Genomic DNA, 17,114 nt, shown 5'->3' with positions numbered 1-17,114 from the left:
GCGCGGAGGCCCTAGACGGCGATCGAGTGCTGTTCGCTGGTTTCCACCGTTGCGTCTGAAGCGTCGCTCGCCACTGTTGCTACCGCTGCAGCGACCGTGTTGGTTGGCTTCTCGGTTTCTTCAGCAATGTTGAAGCAATAGCCGACGTTCCGCACGGTGCCGATGAGCGATTCGAGGTCGCCGAGCTTGGCGCGCAAGCGACGCACGTGCACGTCAACTGTTCGGGTTCCTCCGAAGTAGTCGTAGCCCCAGACTTCGCTCAAGAGCTGTTCACGAGTGAAGACGTGCGAGGGGTGCGAGGCGAGAAAACGCAGAAGCTCGAACTCTTTGAAAGTGAGGTCGAGGGAGCGGTCTTTGGCTTTGGCCGAGTAACTGGCCTCGTCAATGACGATTCCGGATGCTCGGATCTTTGATGCCGAACTCTCTCCTTCTCGGCGGGCCATTGCCAGACGGATGCGCGCATCCACTTCAGCTGGTCCAGCGCCGACAACGAAAAGGTCATCGATGTGCCACTGGCTGTTGACGGCGGCAATGCCACCATCAGTTACGACAACGAACAACGGGCAGGCGATTCCGCCGGAGTACAACACGTTGCAGAGGCCTTTGGCGGCGGCAAGATTGGTGGTCGCGTCGACGATAATCACATCAGTTGTCGGAGCAGCGACGAGAGTTGCGGGCGCAGCGACTACTACTTCGACCGTATGGCTGAGCAAACCCAGGGCGGGTAATGGTTCAGCATCGGGCGCAGAGCTAAGCATCAAGATGTGTGCCATATATGGCCTCCCCACTGCGTAAAAAGTATTCTACCCACCGATCTACCTGCCGCTGAACGCGTGGCGATCAGCGCGAGCTAGATACGATAGAGGTATGAGTTGGCTAAAGTGGAGCGTAGTTCCGGTGTGGGTATTGAGCCTTACCGGTGCGATCATCATCGGCGCTGTTGCGGCGCCACACATGCGGATCACTTGGTTGGCAATCACTCTGGCCGGTGCCGTTGTGCTGACGTTTGTGATTCAGATCGCCATTCAGCGCAAAGAACGTTTCGTTGCCCGGGCAACGGCCAGCATGGTCGGCGCGCTGGCAATAGTCGCCGCCGCTACAGCGATTTTCGCCCTCATTTAGTGCGGATGCGCTGCACAGAGATAGGATTAGTACATGCTTCTCGCACTTGAGCTCTTCTTCGTCGGCCTTCTCGGTCTCGCGACGCTGTCGATCGGCTACGTGTCGGTCGTCGTGGTCTACAACCTGTTTCGCGGCCAGCGCTAACCGCGCCGAATTGTGATCGAGCTAGACACCTCCGGCACAGCCGAACTTGCCCCACTTTCCTGGCTTATTGGCCTGTGGGAGGGCACTGGTGTCGTCGATTACGCTATTGGGGATGAGACGCGCAGCGTCGAGTTTGGCCAGCGCATCAGCTTTACGCAGGATGGCCTTCCCCATCTCAACTACAACTCGTACACGTGGCTGCTCGATGAGAATCACACTCCCTTCGTAACCGAAACCGGTTACTGGCGATTGCGTCGCGGTGCGACAGACGGTGATCCGGGCCCGGGTCTTCTCCCCGCAGTCGGCGCGCAGCCGTTCACAACAGCTGAGCAAGTCGAAACCTTGCGCACCCCGACAGGCGGCTTCGAGATCGAAGTGTCGATCGTGCATCCCAGCGGCATTAGCGAGATTTATATTGGCGAAGTCGCTGGTCCGCGCATCGATTTGGCGACAGATGCGGTCATGCGAACCGAGAGCGCCAAGGAATACACGGCAGCGACGCGCCTCTATGGGCTCGTGGATGCTCACCTACTATGGGCGTGGGATATCGCAGCCCACGGTCAAGACCTTCGCAACCACGCATCAGGACGGCTCACTCGTGTCGAATAGTACTTTCACTTCCCGGCCCGGTGCTGTGGGAGAACCACCTGAGCACTACGGCAATCCGTTTGGCGAGCAGCGTGCGCTCGCCGCTGGTGAGTCTGTTGTCGAGTTAGCCGATCGCGCCGTTATCACGATCACCGGTCCAGACCGGCTGACTTGGCTCGATTCCCTCACTACTCAATCTCTCACCGGCCTTGCCGCTGGGGAGAGTGCCGAAACACTGCTACTGAACCCCAACGGCCGCATCGAACACGCTATGCGGGTCGTCGATGATTCGGAAACTCTGTGGTTACTCGTCGACGGGTCTGAAGGTGAAGCACTCGCCAAGTGGCTCGACCGTATGCGTTTCATGCTTCGTGTCGAGATCGCCGACCGCAGCGCTGACTTTATGACCATCGGAAGTTTCGGCGACCTCGCCATTCCCGTTGCGGAGTCGAATGGCATCAGCTTGGTGTGGAACGACCCGTGGGCGAGCGTTTCTCGTGGAGGTCACCAATACTCTCGGGCCGAGAATCATCCTGCAGCCCAGTGGAATTACCGCGAATCCCTCGTTGCCGCCGGCACCGATTTGGGCCAGTTCGCTGCCGCCGGTTCTCTCGCATTGGAAGCCCTGCGCATCGCTGCCTGGCGACCACGATTCAGCACAGACGTCGACGAGCGCAGCATTCCGCACGAACTTGATTGGATGCGCTCTGCAGTGCACCTCAATAAGGGGTGCTATCGGGGCCAAGAGACCGTCGCCAAGGTGCACAATCTTGGTCATCCTCCTCGCCGCCTTGTCATGCTGCACCTTGACGGTTCAGAGGGTGCGTTGCCCGAAGCTGGCGCCGATGTCATGCTTGGCGAGAAGACTGTAGGCACCGTCACCGCAGCTGCCCGCCACTTTGAGCTCGGCCCCATTGCACTCGCCACGATCAAACGGGGAGTGGATGCCGCAGAAACGCTCGCTGTAGCCTCCGACGTCGGCGAAATTTCGGCAGCGCAAGAAGTAATCGTGCCTTCTGACGCTGGAGCCGAAGCCAACGTTCCGCGCCTTCCCCGCCTCGGAGCGGTCAAGCGCTAGCAGCGGCATCCCTCGATTCTCGGTACGCTTGACGCATGACTCACACCCTGATTTTGTTGCGCCACGGCAACTCCGAATGGAACCAGAAGAACCTTTTCACCGGATGGGTGGATGTCGGGCTCACCGATCAAGGTCGAGGCGAAGCTAACCGCGCCGGCGAAATGATTGCCGCGTTCGACAAGCAGCCAGACGTGCTCTACACATCGCTGTTGAAGCGAGCGATCCACACCGCAAACATTGCCCTTGAGGTTGCAGACCTCGACTGGCTTCCCGTTAAGCGCTCATGGCGACTCAACGAGCGCCACTACGGCGCGCTTCAGGGCAAAGACAAAGCCCAGACCCTTGAAGAGTTTGGCGAAGAAAAGTTCATGACCTGGCGCCGCAGCTTTGACGTACCGCCACCCGAGCTCGCAGACGACGCTGAATACAGCCAAGTGCACGAGCGTCGCTACGAGGGCATCGATGGTGAGGTTCCTCGCACCGAAAGCCTCAAGATCGTTATCGACCGCATGCTGCCCTACTGGGAATCCGACATCACCAAGGATCTCGCAGCAGGCAAGACAGTGCTCGTTACCGCCCACGGCAACTCGCTGCGCGCGCTAGTGAAGCACCTCGACGGCATCTCGGATGACGACATCGCTAGCCTCAACATTCCCACCGGAATTCCGTTGGTTTACGAACTCGACGACAACTTCATGCCAATCAAACCCGCCTACTATCTCGACCCGGAGGCGGCGGCTGCCGGAGCGGCAGCTGTTGCGTCGCAGGGCAAGAAGTAGCCAAGTAATTCACTGCCACTAGCTCCTACGCAAGAAGCCCCGACGAGATCGAATCTCGTCGGGGCTTCTTGCGTTGTGAGGCGACGTTAGTCGTCTGTCGGCACCCAGTCGCCTGTGGCGAGGTACTGCACCTTTTTGGCAATCGAGACCGCGTGGTCTGCGAAACGCTCGTGGTAACGCGAAGCCAGAGTGGCATCAACGGTATCGACCGCTGCGCCCTTCCAGGTCTCGCCGAGCACCTTGTCGAACACGCTCAAGTGCAGAGCGTCGATCTTGTCGTCGTCATTGCGAATCTCTTCGGCAATGCGCACATCTTCATGCTTGAGCAGCTCGACGAGTTTTTTGGCAACCGCAACGTCGAGTGCACCGAGTTCGGCGAATGTGCCACGCAAAGACTTGGGCACCACCTTGTCGGGGAATCGGTACCGCGCTAGCTGAGCGATGTGCTCGGCCATGTCACCCATGCGCTCAAGTGATGCGCTGATGCGCAAAGCGCTCACCACAATTCTCAAGTCGCGGGCGACTGGTTGTTGACGAGCGAGGATGTTAATCGCCAGCTCGTCGAGTTCTGCCGCTGCAACATCAATTTCATCGTCATCTGCGATCACCGTTTCGGCGAGTGAGACATCTGATTCATTAAATGCTTTAGTGGCGTTCTCAATTGAGACCGCCACCAGGCTGGCAATTTCGACAAGGCGGTCTTGCACCTCGCGTAGTTCTTGCTGAAATACTTCGCGCACGCTATCTACGTCCCTTCGATACGGGCATGACGAAGCCCGCACGGCTTAGGCCACCCTGCCCGCGTTAGGTTAACAACAGGTGTTGGCGGCCTGAACTTTATCTGAAGTGAGCACTCGTCGCGAACTCGCGGCAAGTGAATGCTCCAGATGTAACTAATCTAGTCGCTATGGACTCTGCGTGGCTCGTGCCGGCCGCCCTCGCTTTTGGGGTATTTCTCGGCGGAGGTATGTCCTTCATCATTTATGCGGCCGCGCGACGCGGTCAGCGGGCTGCCCACGTGGTGTCTTCCGCGGTGCCGGATGGCGTCGATCAGGTCATTGATGCGCTGGAATCCGCGGGAATCGTGCTCGACCCGTCAAACAACATCATGAAGGCATCGCACGCCGCGCTGACCTACGGTTTGGTGTGGAACCACGCGCTCGTGCATCCAGAGCTTGTTGAATATGTTGATCAAGTGCGGCGCACCGGTGAGCCAATTGCTCAAGAAGTGCACCTATCGCGCGGTCCATTTGGTGATGCAAACATTTATCTCTTTGTTCGTGTTGCTCGGCTCGGCACGCGGTACGTCCTCTTGTTGGCCGAAGACCGCACCGAGTCGTACCGCCTCGATAATGTGCGGCGAGACTTTGTGGCGAACATCAGCCACGAACTCAAAACGCCGATCGGTGCCGTCGGATTGCTCGCAGAGGCTCTCGTCAGCGCATCAGACGAGCCGGAGCAGGTCACTCGTTTTGCCAAGAGGCTCACGAAGGAATCTCAGAGGCTTGCACGCATCACACAAGAGATCATTGAGCTCTCGCGATTGCAGTCCGCTGACGGGCTTGCAGAGGCCGAGTCCGTAGACATCGATCACGTCGTCTCGGTCGCGATCGATCAGAATCGTGTTGTCGCCGACCTCAGCCGCGTTTCTCTTATCAGTGGCGGAGAAAGCGGCGTCGAAGTATTTGGTGACGAAACCCTCCTCGTTCTTGCCCTCGACAACCTCATCTCGAACGCCGTGCAGTACTCGCCGGAGAACACTCGAGTCGGGATCGGGGTGCGCCGCAAAGAGGGTGCCATCGAGATTTCAGTCACCGACCAAGGTCTGGGGATTCCCGAAGATGAGCTCGACAGAGTGTTTGAACGTTTCTATCGCAGCGATCCAGCACGCAGCAGGCACACGGGTGGCAGCGGGCTCGGGCTCAGTATTGCCAAACATGTTGTCCAAAACCACGGTGGAGACATCCGCGTGTGGTCACAAGTCGGCCAAGGTTCAACTTTCACTATTCGATTGCCCGAAATCGACCACGACGTAGTTCACTCAACAGGAGAGAAATCATGACCCGAATTCTGATTGTCGAAGATGAGTCATCGCTCAGCGAACCCCTAGCGTTTCTCCTGGAGCGTGAAGGCTACGAAACGACAATTGCTGAGGACGGGCTAGCTGCCCTCACCGAGTTCGACCGCAACGGTGCAGACGTTGTGCTTCTCGACCTGATGCTCCCTGCTCTCTCGGGAACGGAAGTGTGTCGAGAGATCCGCACCCGCTCTAACGTGCCCATCATCATGCTTACGGCAAAAGACAGCGAAGTGGACATCGTGGTCGGCCTCGAACTCGGAGCGGACGACTACGTCACGAAGCCTTATTCCACCCGCGAGCTTTTGGCTCGCATCCGCGCCGTGCTTCGCCGTCGCACCGAAGACGTTGATGAGCACGAATCCATTCTCGAAGCCGGGGGAGTGCGGATGGATGTGGAACGTCACACGGTCACTGTCGACGGACACGACGTCAGCATGCCGCTAAAGGAGTTTGAGCTTCTTGAACTGTTGCTGCGCAATGGCGGTCGAGTGCTTACGCGAGGCCAGCTGATTGATCGTGTGTGGGGCGCTGACTATTTCGGCGACACCAAGACACTCGACGTGCACATTAAGCGCATCCGTTCGAAGATCGAGAAAACTCCGTCGGCGCCCACAATGCTGGTTACTGTTCGTGGGCTCGGTTACCGCTTCGAGGACTAGGCGAGCGACGTCGGTCGATTTATTCGCCGAGTGAGCTTGCGGGGGCGAGGTCGGAATAGATCTCGTTGTCCCCAGCGATCACGGGAATGAGAAGCTGAGTTCCGCTGTCGTTGCCGTACTGAAAGTAGATCGGCATGAGCTGGCCGGCCATGACGCCAGCATCGGTGATGATGATCGTGTCGCCGTCAACCTCGGTGCCGTAGCTCTTGACCTCGTTGCCTGAGAGCGGCTTGGAAATATCGGCGAGTTCGCCGTCGGCTGTTTCGTACTGCAGGTGGAGGCTGCCGCTTGATGAGCTCGTGTTGATGATGGTCACCATGATGCTCACGGCGGAGTTGTCATCATTGCTGATCGCCAACACGTTGCGCACTTTGAGCTCGCCAACGGAGGCACCGATGCCGTCGCTGGGGTCGTAGTGATTGAGCGTGGCGGTTGGCGTAATGAACGAACAACCTGCGGTGCCCACAAGGAGAGCGCCGGCGATAAGGGCGGATGCTGCGGCGCGTGCTGCGCGAGTGCGTACTGTCACACAGCCATACTATCGATAGCTGCGCTGAGTGGTTTAGTTAGGCCACCCTTACCACGTGTTTACTGTGATAAACTGGGTTTTCTTCGAGAGGACCACTATTCATGTTGTTTGAGGTCGGCGAGACTGTCGTTTATCCCCATCACGGTGCTGCAACCATCACCGAGGTGAAGAAGCGCACCATTAAGGGCGAAGAGAAGGTTTATCTCAAGCTCAACGTAACGCAGGGTGATCTCACCATCGAAGTGCCCGCTGAGAATGTTGATCTCGTGGGCGTTCGCGACGTAATTGGTCGCGAGGGTCTTGACGCTGTCTTCGAGGTGCTTCGCGCACCGTTCACTGAAGAGCCGACCAACTGGTCGCGCCGCTACAAGGCAAACCTTGAGAAGCTCGCTTCCGGCGACGTCATCAAGGTTTCTGAGGTTGTTCGCGACCTGTGGCGCCGTGACCAAGATCGTGGCCTCTCTGCAGGAGAGAAGCGCATGCTTGCTAAGGCCCGCCAGATTCTCATCTCCGAGCTTGCTCTTGCTGAGAAGACTGACGAAGAAAAGGCTTCGCTCGTCCTCGACGAGGTTCTTGCTTCCTAAGTTTTTAGGGCGCTTGCTGTCTCGCACATGAGCACAACTATTGAACCCCGCATTGCTGTAATTGTCGTAGGGGCTGGGAGTGGCACTCGCCTCGGTCGAAGCGAACCTAAAGCGTTCGTTCCGCTCGCTGGCCGCCCTAATCTCAGCCGCGCGCTTGACGCTGTCTTTGCCATGGCAGAGCTAGCTCAAGTGATCGTGACAGTGCCCTCGTCGTTCGTTGAAGTCGCCGAGAAGCTATTGAGAGACGTTCCCGGATTCGATGGCCGCGCATCCACCGTCATTGTCGGCGGCGCCACCCGCCAAGCGTCAGTCGTCGCTGCTCTGACGCACCTGCAGCCTTCCGTGGATGTCGTGCTCGTGCATGATGCAGCGCGCCCGTTGACCCCCAGCGCCATTTTCGATTCGGTTGTTGCCGCTGTGCGCAGTTCGGGTGCCGGTGTTGTGCCCGGGCTTCCCGTCACCGACACCATTAAACGTATCGACGGTATTGGCCATATTGTCGAAACTGTTGACCGCTCTGAACTCACCGCAGTTCAAACACCGCAAGGGTTCCCGAGAGAGCAACTCGTCGCTGCACATAATGCGGCAACTGGAGAGTTCACTGACGACGCAGCCGTATTCGCGGCCGCAGGGCATCCAGTATCCGTTATTGCAGGAGATCATTTGTCGTTTAAGATCACGACGGCGTGGGAACTGCGTCGGGCTGAGCAACTGTTCATGACGCCGGCTTCAACAGACGTTCGTGTCGGTACCGGCACTGACGTGCATGCCTATGACGAAACCAAGCCGCTCTGGCTCGCCGGTTTGCACTGGCCAGATGAGGTCGGCCTGCGTGGGCACAGTGATGGAGATGTTGTCTCTCATGCCATGTGTGATGCGCTCCTCTCCGCTGCCAACCTTGGTGACCTCGGCAGCGTTTTCGGTACTAGCGATCCCCAATTTGCTGAGGCGCACGGAGATGTTTTCTTGCGCGAAGCACTGCGCTTGCTGCACGATGCTGGCTTCGATGTGGTCAATGTGTCGGTTCAGATCATCGGTAATCACCCCATAGTGTCTCGTCGCCGAGTTGAGGCTGAGGCTCTTTTGAGCGGTATTCTTGGCGCGACCGTCAGCGTTGCCGGCACAACAACCGATGCACTTGGTTTCACAGGGCGCGGCGAGGGTGTGGCGGCAATCGCAACTGCTCTCGTGCGTGCCCGCAACTAGTCACCACGTTTCGAAAGAGGACACCATGCCAGAACGCACAACCACCATCGTTTCGCCCTCCGGGTTGCATGCCCGCCCCGCTGCGCTCTTCACCCAGGCGGTCAGCAAGAGCGGCTTCGCCATCACTGTTGCTAAGGGCGACAAGGCCGTAAACGCGGCCAGCATCCTTGCCGTAATCTCGCTCGGCGTAGCTCAGGGCGAGTCAGTGACGATCGCGTCGGATGATGAAGGCGCGGATGCCGTGCTCGACGAGCTGGTGGAGCTGCTCACTACAGTCGAATAATCGATTTCGAAGAAGGGTCGCGCCGTTATGGTGCGGCCCTTTTTGCGTTTCGTGGGGACTAGAGTTCGCGGCGTAGGTGGCGACGGGTCGTGGGAACTCGAACGAAAGTGCACTAAGCCAACGCTAAGAACCGAAGCGTATGGTTTGGTTTAGACGCAGTTGCGGGCCTGAACGGTTCAGACCGACGGACTGGAGAAAAAGGACACAATGACAAGTATTAAGAGCGTGACGATTCTCGGCACGGGTGTGCTCGGTTCACAGATCGCATTCCAGACCGCCTTCAGCGGTTTCACCGTCGTTGCCTACGACATCAATGACGAGGCATTGGAGAAGGCGCGCTCCCGCTTCGCTGGCCTCGTTGATACCTATGTTGAGGACAAGGTCACTGGGGCCGAAGACGGTAAGGCACAAGAAGCGTTGGGGCGAGTACGGTTCTCTTCGGATCTCGCGGACGCGGTCAAGGACGCCGATCTCGTCATTGAAGCGATTCCCGAAATTCTTGAGCTGAAAAAGTCAACCTATTCCGAGCTGGGAAAGCTCGCTCCCGAGCACACGATTTTTGCGACAAACTCTTCCACCCTGCTGCCAAGCGATATGAAGGAGTCCACCGGTCGTCCTGGCAAGTTCTTAGCCCTGCACTTTGCCAACCAGATTTGGAAGTTCAACACCGCAGAGGTCATGGGTACCAGCGACACCGATCCGGCAGTTTTTGACACAATCGTTGAATTCGCTTCCGAGATCGGGATGGTGCCGATTCCCATCCACAAGGAGAAGGCCGGTTACGTCCTCAACTCGTTGCTCGTTCCTTTCCTCAACGCTGCCGCAGAACTTGCGGCAGACGGCTACGCCGAGCCAGCAGACGTCGACAATACCTGGCGCATTGCGACCGGTGCGCCGATGGGGCCGTTCCAGATTTTTGACGTCATCGGGCTCATGACTCCGTACAACATCATGTCTCACGGCGATGACAAAACGAAGAAATTCGCCGAGTGGCTCAAGACCGAGTACATCGACAAGGGATACCTCGGAGTCGCATCGGGGCGCGGTTTCTACACCTACACAAAGTAATTGTCTGCAGCGCGGGGCTCTCTCGCCCCGCGCTTGCCGCTAACCGTGTAATACCCAGCAGTGGTCGCTAAACTTGGTCAGTGACTATTCGCCTGTATGACACTCGGAGTGCCAGCCTCGTCGACCTCGAACCCCGTGAGCCGGGCAAAGTAGGTATCTACGTGTGCGGCCCTACCGTTCAGGCTGCCCCGCACATCGGTCACCTTCGCTCCGCGCTCGTCTACGACATCTGGCGCCGCTGGCTCACTTACCGCGGCCTCGACGTCACCTTGGTGCGCAATGTCACCGACATCGATGACAAGATTCTGAATCAGTCAGTGGATGCCGCAACAGCTGGCTCGACCGAACAGTGGTGGGCTTTGGCTTACCGCATTGAGCTCGAGTTCACCGCTGGTTACAACGAACTCGGCATTCTGCCACCAACCTATGAGCCTCGTGCCACCGCCAACATCTCGGAAATGCGCGAGTTGATCAGCACCCTCATTGAGCGCGGCCATGCGTACGCCGCCGCGGATGACTCAGGGGATGTCTACTTTGACACCCAGTCGTGGCCTGCTTACGGTGAGTTGACGCGTCAGAAACTCGACGACATGGTTGCCGCCGCCGACGCTGATCCTCGTTCCAAGCGTGATCCTCGCGACTTCGCGCTCTGGAAGGGCAGCAAACCAACCGAGCCAGAGTCTGCCTCATGGTCGTCACCCTGGGGCAACGGGCGCCCGGGTTGGCACATCGAGTGCTCTGCCATGTCTCGCCGCTATTTGGGTGGTGCGTTCGACATCCACGGTGGTGGGCTTGATTTGCGCTTCCCCCATCATGAAAACGAACTTGCGCAGTCAACCGCTGCTGGCGATGACTTTGCCAAGCACTGGGTGCACAACGGCATGGTCAACGTGAACGGCCAGAAGATGTCGAAGTCTCTTGGCAACTCCGTTTTTGCACGTGATCTCTTGGATGCGGCACGACCGATTGTGGTCCGCTACCTTCTTGGGGCGGCCCACTACCGCTCGACGATTGATTACACAGATGGTTCGCTCGATGAGGCCGAAGCGGCATTCGAGCGCCTTGAAGTATTCATCGAACGCGCGGCACGTCGACTGCGAGACACGCGATTCGATGTTGCTAATACCAATGAGGTTCCCGACGCCTTTGGCGAAGCTATGGATGACGATCTTGCTGTGCCGCAGGCACTTGCCGTTGTTCACGATACAATTCGAGCAGGCAATGCCGCGCTCGACGATGGAGATCTCGCGGCAGTCGCCACCGCGCGATCACAAGTGGTCGCTATGGCACAGGTCTTGGGTATCAACCCACTAGATCCACGATGGGGTTCTGATCGTTCAGAACCAGCCGTTGCTGCACTGTCAGCACTGGTTGAGAAGCTCATCGAGGATCGCAATACGGCCCGCTCGGCAAAGGATTTTGCTGTAGCGGACCGAATCCGTGATGAACTATCAGCGGCGGGAATCACTGTAGAGGATGACTCGACCGGATCGCATTGGAGCTTGCCGTGAATAATCGGCGCTTCCGACAGGAGCAACACTCGTGAAAAACCCAGCTAACACACCCCGCGCAGGAGCGGTACGCAAGGGCCGCAAAGGCCCCCAAGTCGGCTCGGGAGGCCAGGGACGTCAAGCTCTCGAAGGTCGCAAGCCCACCCCCAAAGCAGAAGATCGTCCGTACCACCCCGCAGGCAAGCGCAAGGCTGCGGCCGAGCGCTACGAGGCCGCTGGCGGAACTCGCCGCAATGGTGGCAAGCCCTCTGAGGGCGGCCAACAGCGTCCGAGTCAACCCGGCCGGTCGCGGGTAGCAAAGTCTGCGGACGAATCTGAGATGGTTACCGGCCGCAACTCGGTGCTCGAAGCACTGCGAGCCAAGATCCCTGCACACACTCTCTACATGGCAGCGCGCATCGAATACGATGACCGCGTCAAAGAGATTCTGAAGTTGGCAACAGCACGCAACCTCGCCGTGCTCGAAGTGATGCGTCCAGAACTCGACCGCCTCGCGGGTTTCGATGCAGTGCACCAGGGCTTCGCCCTCAAAGTGCCACCGTACGAGTACGCGCACCCCATGGAACTGCTCGACAAGGTTGAGTCGCGCGGGCAAGTTCCGCTACTCGTTGCCTTGGACGGAATTACCGACCCGCGCAACCTCGGCGCGATCGTGCGATCGGTTGCCGCGTTTGGTGGCCAAGGTGTCATCGTTCCTCAGCGTCGTTCCGTGGGAATGACAGCATCCGCCTGGAAGACGTCAGCGGGGGCTGCTGCTCGCACCCCTGTCGCCATGGCAAACAACCTCACGCAAATGATCAAGGAATACAAGAAGCGCGGCGTCTTCGTGCTCGGCCTCGACGGTGATGGCGACGTTTCACTTCCGTCATTGCCACTGGCCAAAGAGCCCGTGCTGATCGTTGTTGGTAGCGAAGGCAAGGGCCTGTCGCGCCTCGTCACCGAAAACTGCGATGCGATCGTTTCGATCCCGATTAGCGCAGCGACCGAGTCGCTCAACGCGGGTATCGCGGCAAGTGTCACGCTCTACGAAATCTCGAAACTGCGCGCAGCGGCACGCAAGAAAAAGTAGTTCAGCCCCCACGCAGAAGAGCCGCTGTTCCCTCGGGAACAGCGGCTCTTCGCGTTGCGCGAGGCGAGTGTGCCTGGCTACTTGCCTGTCACAGCGTCGAGGGCGGCGGTGATGTCGTTCATGAGATCCTCGATGTGTTCAAGGCCGATCGAGATGCGCACAATCCCCGCACCCGGCTTCGCTTCAGAAGCGACCGGGCGGTGGGTGAGCGATGCCGGATGCTGCACGAGAGTATCGATTCCCCCAAGCGACACCGCGTGGGTGATGAGCTTCACCGACTCCGTGAACTTAGCGGCAGCATCGTAACCGCCAGCGAGATCAAGAGCGATGAGCGAGCCAGCGCCTGCCGACTGAGTCCCGATGAGGCCGGCAGGATCTTGACCGGGGAGTCCGGGGTAGAGAACGCGGGCGAGAGCCGGATGTCCGTCTAGACGACGAGCGAGTTCTCCGGCAGTCTCCTGCTGCGCGCGAACGCGAAGTGGGAGGGTGCGAAGTCCCCGGTGAAGAAGGTATGCGGCGAAGGGGTGGAGCACACCGCCGGTGAGGGCGCGAACGTTGCGCAAGCTCTTGGCATGTTCCTCGCTTGTTGCGATAACGCCACCCATGACGTCACCGTGGCCACCGAGGTACTTGGTGGCGCTGTGAAGCACCATTGCGGCACCGAGCTCGAGGGGACGCTGGAGCACTGGAGTCGCGAACGTATTGTCAACGAGCACAGGAACGGTGCCGGCTGCCGCAACAATCTTCTTGATGTCGACCAACTCAAGCGTGGGGTTGGCGGGGGACTCGATAACAACAAGTCCGGTGTCGGCCTGGATGGCATCCGCTATAGAGTCAGCATCAGCCCAAGTGACGGTCGTTCCGAGTAGCCCATTGTCGAGCACGTGGTCGGTTCCGCCGTACAGGGGGCGAACTCCAACAACGTGGGGGCGGCCAGCGGAGGCAATGGAGATGAGTACTGCAGCGAGTGCAGCCATTCCGCTGGCATACGCCACGGCGGCCTCCGCGCCCTCCAATGCAGCAAGGCTGTCTTCGAAGCGCGCAACCCCCGGCTGCCACAGGCGCTGGTAGACAGCGGAATGACCATCGATGATGGGGTTTCCGGTGGCGAGGTTCTCATAGGAATCTCCGCCGACCTCAACGCTGGGTAGCGGGTTGGTGGTCGAGAGGTCGATGGAGGGAACGTGTTGGCCACTTTCGTGTACGCCCTCCAGTCCCGCGTGAACAGCAAGGGTTTCGAGACGAATGTCGTGAGGCAGCATCCTCTGATATCAGCAGAAAATTCGACACAAATCAACTACCGATGCAGCTTCTTCACGGATTGTGACGTTATTCGCATAAGCTGCGGTCAAGGAGGACACCGTGACTGAGCAAAAATCTTTGCCGATCGACTCGATAGATCGGGCGATTTTGGCCAGCTTGGCCACCAACGCCCGCATGTCGGGCTCGGCACTCGCGGCACGGGTCGGCGTTGCTGAATCCACAGTGTCGCAGCGACTGCGCCGACTGCACGAGGACGGATACTTGCGTGGCTTTCACGCCGATATTGATGTCGCCAAGCTCGGAATGAGTGTGCAGGCGCTCATCTCGATCAAGCTCGTCAAGCACGTGCGAGAAGATGTGGACGCATTTCGCAGCGCGGCGCCCTACTGGCCAGGTGTGCTCGCCTTCTTCCACACGGGCGGCGCGGACGATTACCTGCTGCACGTTGCCGCTCACAGCGCAGCCGAGTTGCGTGACTTTATGCTCACCTATCTGGCGAGTCATCCGGCTGTTTCTCACACCGAAACGAACCTTGTCTTTGAACACGTGACAGGGCGCGGTCTTGAGCAGCTACTTTCGTAGTCGTGGTTAAGCCCGGCTAGACCTTGAGGCGCCAATCCTCGCTATCGCCTTCGTCGTCATCATCGTCCTCATCGGCCCCTGCGGTGACGGCAATGGAGATGGGCGAAGTGAATGCCCCCGTTGGAGGGTTGATCATCGTTGCTTCGTCACGTCGGAACTGCAGCACGTTTTCGACGTAGCTACCCACAGCTTCAGCCAGTGGGATGTCGTGACCTGAATCTTGGGCGAGCTGACGACGGTGATCGAGCAGTTGGTGAAAAATTTCAGCAGGTTCGAGCTTTCCCCGTAGGGACTTAGGAATAGCACGGATCACGGGCTCAAAGACTCGCGCGGCCCACTCATGCGCCAGCATCTCTTCGTCCATGTCCTGCTTATCGAATGCTGCACGGTACGAATCCATATCGTTCAGCAAACGGCGCGCTTGGTTTTCTTGGGCATCAAGACCCGTCAGACGCAAGAGACGACGTGAATGGTGACCGGCGTCCACAACCTTGGGCTGGATGCGCACTCGAGTTCCCGAATCTTCGGTTTTGATGGCAAGTTCTTCGATATCGAAGCCCAGCGCGTTGAGTCGTTCGACGCGCTGGTTGATGCGCCAACGCTCAGAGTGGTCGAATCGCTCCGAGCCAGTGAGCTCCTGCCACAGTGTGCGGTACTGCGCGACAATTCCGTTGCTGATCTCGATCGGATCAATGTCTTCCTCGAGCCGACCACCTGCCTGCAAATCGAAGAGTTCGCCCGCGATATTCACTCGACCGATCTCGAGGTCGTTCTCACGTTGACCGTTCGAAAGCCGGTCGTACAGCTGACCGGTTTCAGCATCCACGAGGTAGGCGGCGAAGGCGCCGGCATCCCGACGGAAGAGCGTGTTGGAGAGTGAGACATCGCCCCAGAAGAAACCGACGATGTGAAGACGAACCAGCAGCACTGCCAGCGCATCAACCAAACGACGAGCGGTCTCAGGGCGCAGACTCTGGGAGTAAACGGCACGGTAGGGGAGCGAAAAGCGCAAGTGGCGAGTGACAAGCACCGACTTGAGTTCTTCGCCGTCGCTTGCCGTGCGGTTGGTGATGATCGCAAGGGGGTCAACGCACGGAACATCGAGCTTCTGCAGAGTGCGCAACATGTCGTACTCGCGTTTGGCCAGCTCGCTCGATGTCTCTTTGATGGCAACGATGTACCCCGAGAGGTTCGCGAACCGCACCAAGTGTCGAGAGATGCCCTTGGGGAGGGTGGCGATTGCATCATCCGGCCATAGCTCTAGCGGCAACTCCCACGGAAGATCGAGCAGAGCGGGATCGGCGGTGGCCGAGGTGATGTTGACTGAACCAGACATTCACGTTTCCTTAAGCTGAAACGAGCCCGTCAACGCATCCGAACACAGTTCGACGTTGACGGGCTCGATCGTAAAGCGGAACTAGCTCGCTACCACAGGCTTCTTAGTCAAGCGCAGGCCTGACTCGGTGTCGAAGACGTGAACGTGGTGCGGCTCAGGGGTCAGGAAGACCTTGTCGCCGGCGTTCGGGTGTGAACGGCCGTCAACGCGAGCAACGATGTCGACTCGCTCACCCTTGATCTCTGCGTGACCATAGAGGTAACCGTCGGCGCCGAGTTCTTCAACGAGGTCAACATCAACCGGAAGGCCGCTGCCTGTCGTCGAAACAATGACGTCTTCTGGCCGGACGCCGATGGTGACGGTCTTAGCGTCAGTCTCGCCGAGGGTCTCGCTGTCAACGTGTACAACTGCATCGCCGAACTGAAGGCCACCATCGACGATGTCGACGCTGAACAGGTTCATCGCGGGGCTGCCGATGAAGCCAGCAACGAAAATGTTCTGTGGTGCTTCATAGAGGTCACGAGGAGTACCAACCTGCTGGAGGAGGCCATCCTTGAGAACTGCGATGCGATCACCCATGGTGAGTGCTTCAGTCTGGTCGTGAGTCACGTAAACCGTGGTGACTCCGAGTCGACGCTGAAGGCTAGCGATCTGCGTACGAGTCTGAACGCGCAACTTGGCGTCCAAGTTCGAGAGCGGTTCGTCCATGAGGAACACCTGAGGCTGGCGAACGATAGCGCGACCCATAGCAACACGTTGGCGCTGACCACCCGAGAGTGCCTTGGGCTTGCGGCTCAGGTAAGGCTCAAGGTCAAGCAACTTTGCTGCCTCAAGTACGCGGGCTGCACGCTCTTCCTTATTGATGCCGGCGATCTTGAGCGCGAAGCCCATGTTCTCGGCAACCGTCATGTGCGGGTAGAGAGCGTAGTTCTGGAAGACCATGGCGATGTCACGGTCCTTCGGAGGAACATCAGTGACGTCACGGTCTCCGATGAGGATGCTGCCGTCATTAACCTCTTCGAGGCCGGCGAGCATGCGAAGGCTAGTGGACTTACCGCAACCCGATGGGCCGACAAGTACGAGGAATTCGCCATCTTCAACATGAAGATTGAGCTTGTCTACAGCCGGGACTGTTGATCCGGGGTAGAGGCGGGTTGCGTTGTCAAAAGTTACAGACGCCATTGTTGTATTTTTCTCCTTCACCGGCAGGTACGTGCCGGACGATCCTTAGTG

General features: G+C 58.6%; 19 protein-coding genes. 13 read left to right on the top strand and 6 right to left on the bottom strand.

The window, feature by feature from the left end:
• Positions 1–11: 11 nt before the first annotated feature.
• A complete protein-coding gene (locus AC1ENN_RS11235; RefSeq protein WP_449647337.1) occupies positions 12–773 on the bottom strand; it encodes a winged helix-turn-helix domain-containing protein in 762 nt (253 codons plus the stop codon).
• Positions 774–867: 94 nt separating this feature from the next.
• On the opposite strand from AC1ENN_RS11235, the gene AC1ENN_RS11230 reads away from it, so the two are divergent.
• The 4 genes from AC1ENN_RS11230 (at position 868) to AC1ENN_RS11215 (ending at position 3,711) form a co-directional block, all read left to right on the top strand.
• On the top strand, positions 868–1,122 hold the full coding sequence (locus AC1ENN_RS11230) for a hypothetical protein (protein ID WP_449647336.1): 255 nt from the start codon (positions 868–870) through the stop codon (positions 1,120–1,122).
• A gap of 156 nt (positions 1,123–1,278) precedes the next feature.
• Positions 1,279–1,875 (top strand): heme-binding beta-barrel domain-containing protein, encoded by a 597-nt coding sequence (locus tag AC1ENN_RS11225; RefSeq protein WP_480391217.1) that lies wholly within the window; start codon positions 1,279–1,281, stop codon positions 1,873–1,875.
• Complete coding sequence (gene ygfZ / locus AC1ENN_RS11220) at positions 1,865–2,932, top strand: CAF17-like 4Fe-4S cluster assembly/insertion protein YgfZ (RefSeq protein WP_480391216.1); 1,068 nt, start codon at positions 1,865–1,867, stop codon at positions 2,930–2,932. The genes AC1ENN_RS11225 and ygfZ overlap by 11 nt, the downstream gene beginning before the upstream one ends.
• Before the next feature lie 35 nt (positions 2,933–2,967).
• Positions 2,968–3,711, top strand: coding sequence for a phosphoglyceromutase (locus tag AC1ENN_RS11215; RefSeq protein ID WP_449647333.1), 744 nt, complete (start codon positions 2,968–2,970; stop codon positions 3,709–3,711).
• A gap of 86 nt (positions 3,712–3,797) precedes the next feature.
• On the opposite strand, the gene phoU is transcribed toward AC1ENN_RS11215, so the two are convergent.
• A complete protein-coding gene (phoU, locus tag AC1ENN_RS11210) occupies positions 3,798–4,451 on the bottom strand; it encodes a phosphate signaling complex protein PhoU (protein WP_449647332.1) in 654 nt (217 codons plus the stop codon).
• A 167-nt stretch (positions 4,452–4,618) separates the two neighbouring features.
• On the opposite strand from phoU, the gene AC1ENN_RS11205 reads away from it, so the two are divergent.
• Together AC1ENN_RS11205 and AC1ENN_RS11200 are read left to right on the top strand one after the other, a co-directional pair.
• The gene (locus AC1ENN_RS11205) at positions 4,619–5,773 is read left to right on the top strand and encodes a sensor histidine kinase (RefSeq protein ID WP_449647331.1); all 1,155 of its coding nucleotides are present in this window, start codon (positions 4,619–4,621) and stop codon (positions 5,771–5,773) included.
• A complete protein-coding gene (locus AC1ENN_RS11200; protein WP_449647330.1) occupies positions 5,770–6,450 on the top strand; it encodes a response regulator in 681 nt (226 codons plus the stop codon). Before AC1ENN_RS11205 ends, AC1ENN_RS11200 begins: the two co-directional genes overlap by 4 nt.
• A 19-nt stretch (positions 6,451–6,469) precedes the next feature.
• Here AC1ENN_RS11200 and AC1ENN_RS11195 read toward each other — a convergent pair whose 3' ends face one another.
• The gene (locus tag AC1ENN_RS11195) at positions 6,470–6,979 is read right to left on the bottom strand and encodes a hypothetical protein (protein ID WP_449647329.1); all 510 of its coding nucleotides are present in this window, start codon (positions 6,977–6,979) and stop codon (positions 6,470–6,472) included.
• A gap of 101 nt (positions 6,980–7,080) precedes the next feature.
• Between AC1ENN_RS11195 and AC1ENN_RS11190 the strand changes: the two genes are divergently transcribed.
• The 6 genes from AC1ENN_RS11190 to rlmB all read left to right on the top strand — a co-directional run bounded on the left by AC1ENN_RS11190 (position 7,081) and on the right by rlmB (position 12,700).
• The gene (locus AC1ENN_RS11190; RefSeq protein ID WP_449625291.1) at positions 7,081–7,563 is read left to right on the top strand and encodes a CarD family transcriptional regulator; all 483 of its coding nucleotides are present in this window, start codon (positions 7,081–7,083) and stop codon (positions 7,561–7,563) included.
• A 27-nt stretch (positions 7,564–7,590) separates the two neighbouring features.
• Positions 7,591–8,769, top strand: coding sequence for a 2-C-methyl-D-erythritol 4-phosphate cytidylyltransferase (gene ispD / locus AC1ENN_RS11185; protein WP_480406082.1), 1,179 nt, complete (start codon positions 7,591–7,593; stop codon positions 8,767–8,769).
• 25 nt (positions 8,770–8,794) lie between these two features.
• Positions 8,795–9,052, top strand: a complete 258-nt coding sequence (locus AC1ENN_RS11180) for an HPr family phosphocarrier protein (protein ID WP_449647327.1) — start codon at positions 8,795–8,797, stop codon at positions 9,050–9,052.
• A 207-nt stretch (positions 9,053–9,259) separates the two neighbouring features.
• A complete protein-coding gene (locus AC1ENN_RS11175) occupies positions 9,260–10,120 on the top strand; it encodes a 3-hydroxyacyl-CoA dehydrogenase (RefSeq protein WP_480406081.1) in 861 nt (286 codons plus the stop codon).
• Positions 10,121–10,200: 80 nt separating this feature from the next.
• Positions 10,201–11,631 carry a cysteine--tRNA ligase gene (gene cysS, locus AC1ENN_RS11170; RefSeq protein ID WP_480406080.1) on the top strand — a complete coding sequence of 477 codons (1,431 nt, stop codon included), beginning with the start codon at positions 10,201–10,203 and terminating at the stop codon, positions 11,629–11,631.
• A 31-nt stretch (positions 11,632–11,662) separates the two neighbouring features.
• A complete protein-coding gene (rlmB, locus tag AC1ENN_RS11165) occupies positions 11,663–12,700 on the top strand; it encodes a 23S rRNA (guanosine(2251)-2'-O)-methyltransferase RlmB (RefSeq protein WP_449647324.1) in 1,038 nt (345 codons plus the stop codon).
• A 77-nt stretch (positions 12,701–12,777) separates the two neighbouring features.
• Here rlmB and AC1ENN_RS11160 read toward each other — a convergent pair whose 3' ends face one another.
• A complete protein-coding gene (locus AC1ENN_RS11160; RefSeq protein WP_449647323.1) occupies positions 12,778–13,962 on the bottom strand; it encodes a trans-sulfuration enzyme family protein in 1,185 nt (394 codons plus the stop codon).
• 100 nt (positions 13,963–14,062) lie between these two features.
• On the opposite strand from AC1ENN_RS11160, the gene AC1ENN_RS11155 reads away from it, so the two are divergent.
• Positions 14,063–14,545, top strand: coding sequence for an Lrp/AsnC family transcriptional regulator (locus AC1ENN_RS11155; RefSeq protein ID WP_449647322.1), 483 nt, complete (start codon positions 14,063–14,065; stop codon positions 14,543–14,545).
• A gap of 16 nt (positions 14,546–14,561) precedes the next feature.
• Here the strand turns inward: AC1ENN_RS11155 and AC1ENN_RS11150 are convergent, their stop codons facing one another.
• Together AC1ENN_RS11150 and AC1ENN_RS11145 are read right to left on the bottom strand one after the other, a co-directional pair.
• On the bottom strand, positions 14,562–15,881 hold the full coding sequence (locus AC1ENN_RS11150; RefSeq protein WP_480391212.1) for a DUF4032 domain-containing protein: 1,320 nt from the start codon (positions 15,879–15,881) through the stop codon (positions 14,562–14,564).
• Positions 15,882–15,962: 81 nt separating this feature from the next.
• Positions 15,963–17,063 (bottom strand): ABC transporter ATP-binding protein, encoded by a 1,101-nt coding sequence (locus tag AC1ENN_RS11145; protein WP_449647320.1) that lies wholly within the window; start codon positions 17,061–17,063, stop codon positions 15,963–15,965.
• Positions 17,064–17,114: the final 51 nt, after the last annotated feature.

The organism is Rhodoglobus sp. G.S.23, from assembly GCF_056675935.1.
This window is presented reverse-complemented; position numbering and strand designations above follow the sequence as displayed.

Coding starts and splice junctions, on each gene's coding strand:
- AC1ENN_RS11145 (WP_449647320.1), bottom strand. CDS start 17,063: ATGGCGTCTGTAACTTTTGACAACGCAACCCGCCTCTACCCCGGATCA.
- AC1ENN_RS11160 (WP_449647323.1), bottom strand. CDS start 13,962: ATGCTGCCTCACGACATTCGTCTCGAAACCCTTGCTGTTCACGCGGGA.
- ispD (WP_480406082.1), top strand. CDS start 7,591: ATGAGCACAACTATTGAACCCCGCATTGCTGTAATTGTCGTAGGGGCT.
- AC1ENN_RS11150 (WP_480391212.1), bottom strand. CDS start 15,881: ATGTCTGGTTCAGTCAACATCACCTCGGCCACCGCCGATCCCGCTCTG.
- AC1ENN_RS11175 (WP_480406081.1), top strand. CDS start 9,260: ATGACAAGTATTAAGAGCGTGACGATTCTCGGCACGGGTGTGCTCGGT.
- AC1ENN_RS11200 (WP_449647330.1), top strand. CDS start 5,770: ATGACCCGAATTCTGATTGTCGAAGATGAGTCATCGCTCAGCGAACCC.
- AC1ENN_RS11235 (WP_449647337.1), bottom strand. CDS start 773: ATGGCACACATCTTGATGCTTAGCTCTGCGCCCGATGCTGAACCATTA.
- AC1ENN_RS11230 (WP_449647336.1), top strand. CDS start 868: ATGAGTTGGCTAAAGTGGAGCGTAGTTCCGGTGTGGGTATTGAGCCTT.
- AC1ENN_RS11215 (WP_449647333.1), top strand. CDS start 2,968: ATGACTCACACCCTGATTTTGTTGCGCCACGGCAACTCCGAATGGAAC.
- AC1ENN_RS11190 (WP_449625291.1), top strand. CDS start 7,081: ATGTTGTTTGAGGTCGGCGAGACTGTCGTTTATCCCCATCACGGTGCT.
- AC1ENN_RS11180 (WP_449647327.1), top strand. CDS start 8,795: ATGCCAGAACGCACAACCACCATCGTTTCGCCCTCCGGGTTGCATGCC.
- AC1ENN_RS11205 (WP_449647331.1), top strand. CDS start 4,619: ATGGACTCTGCGTGGCTCGTGCCGGCCGCCCTCGCTTTTGGGGTATTT.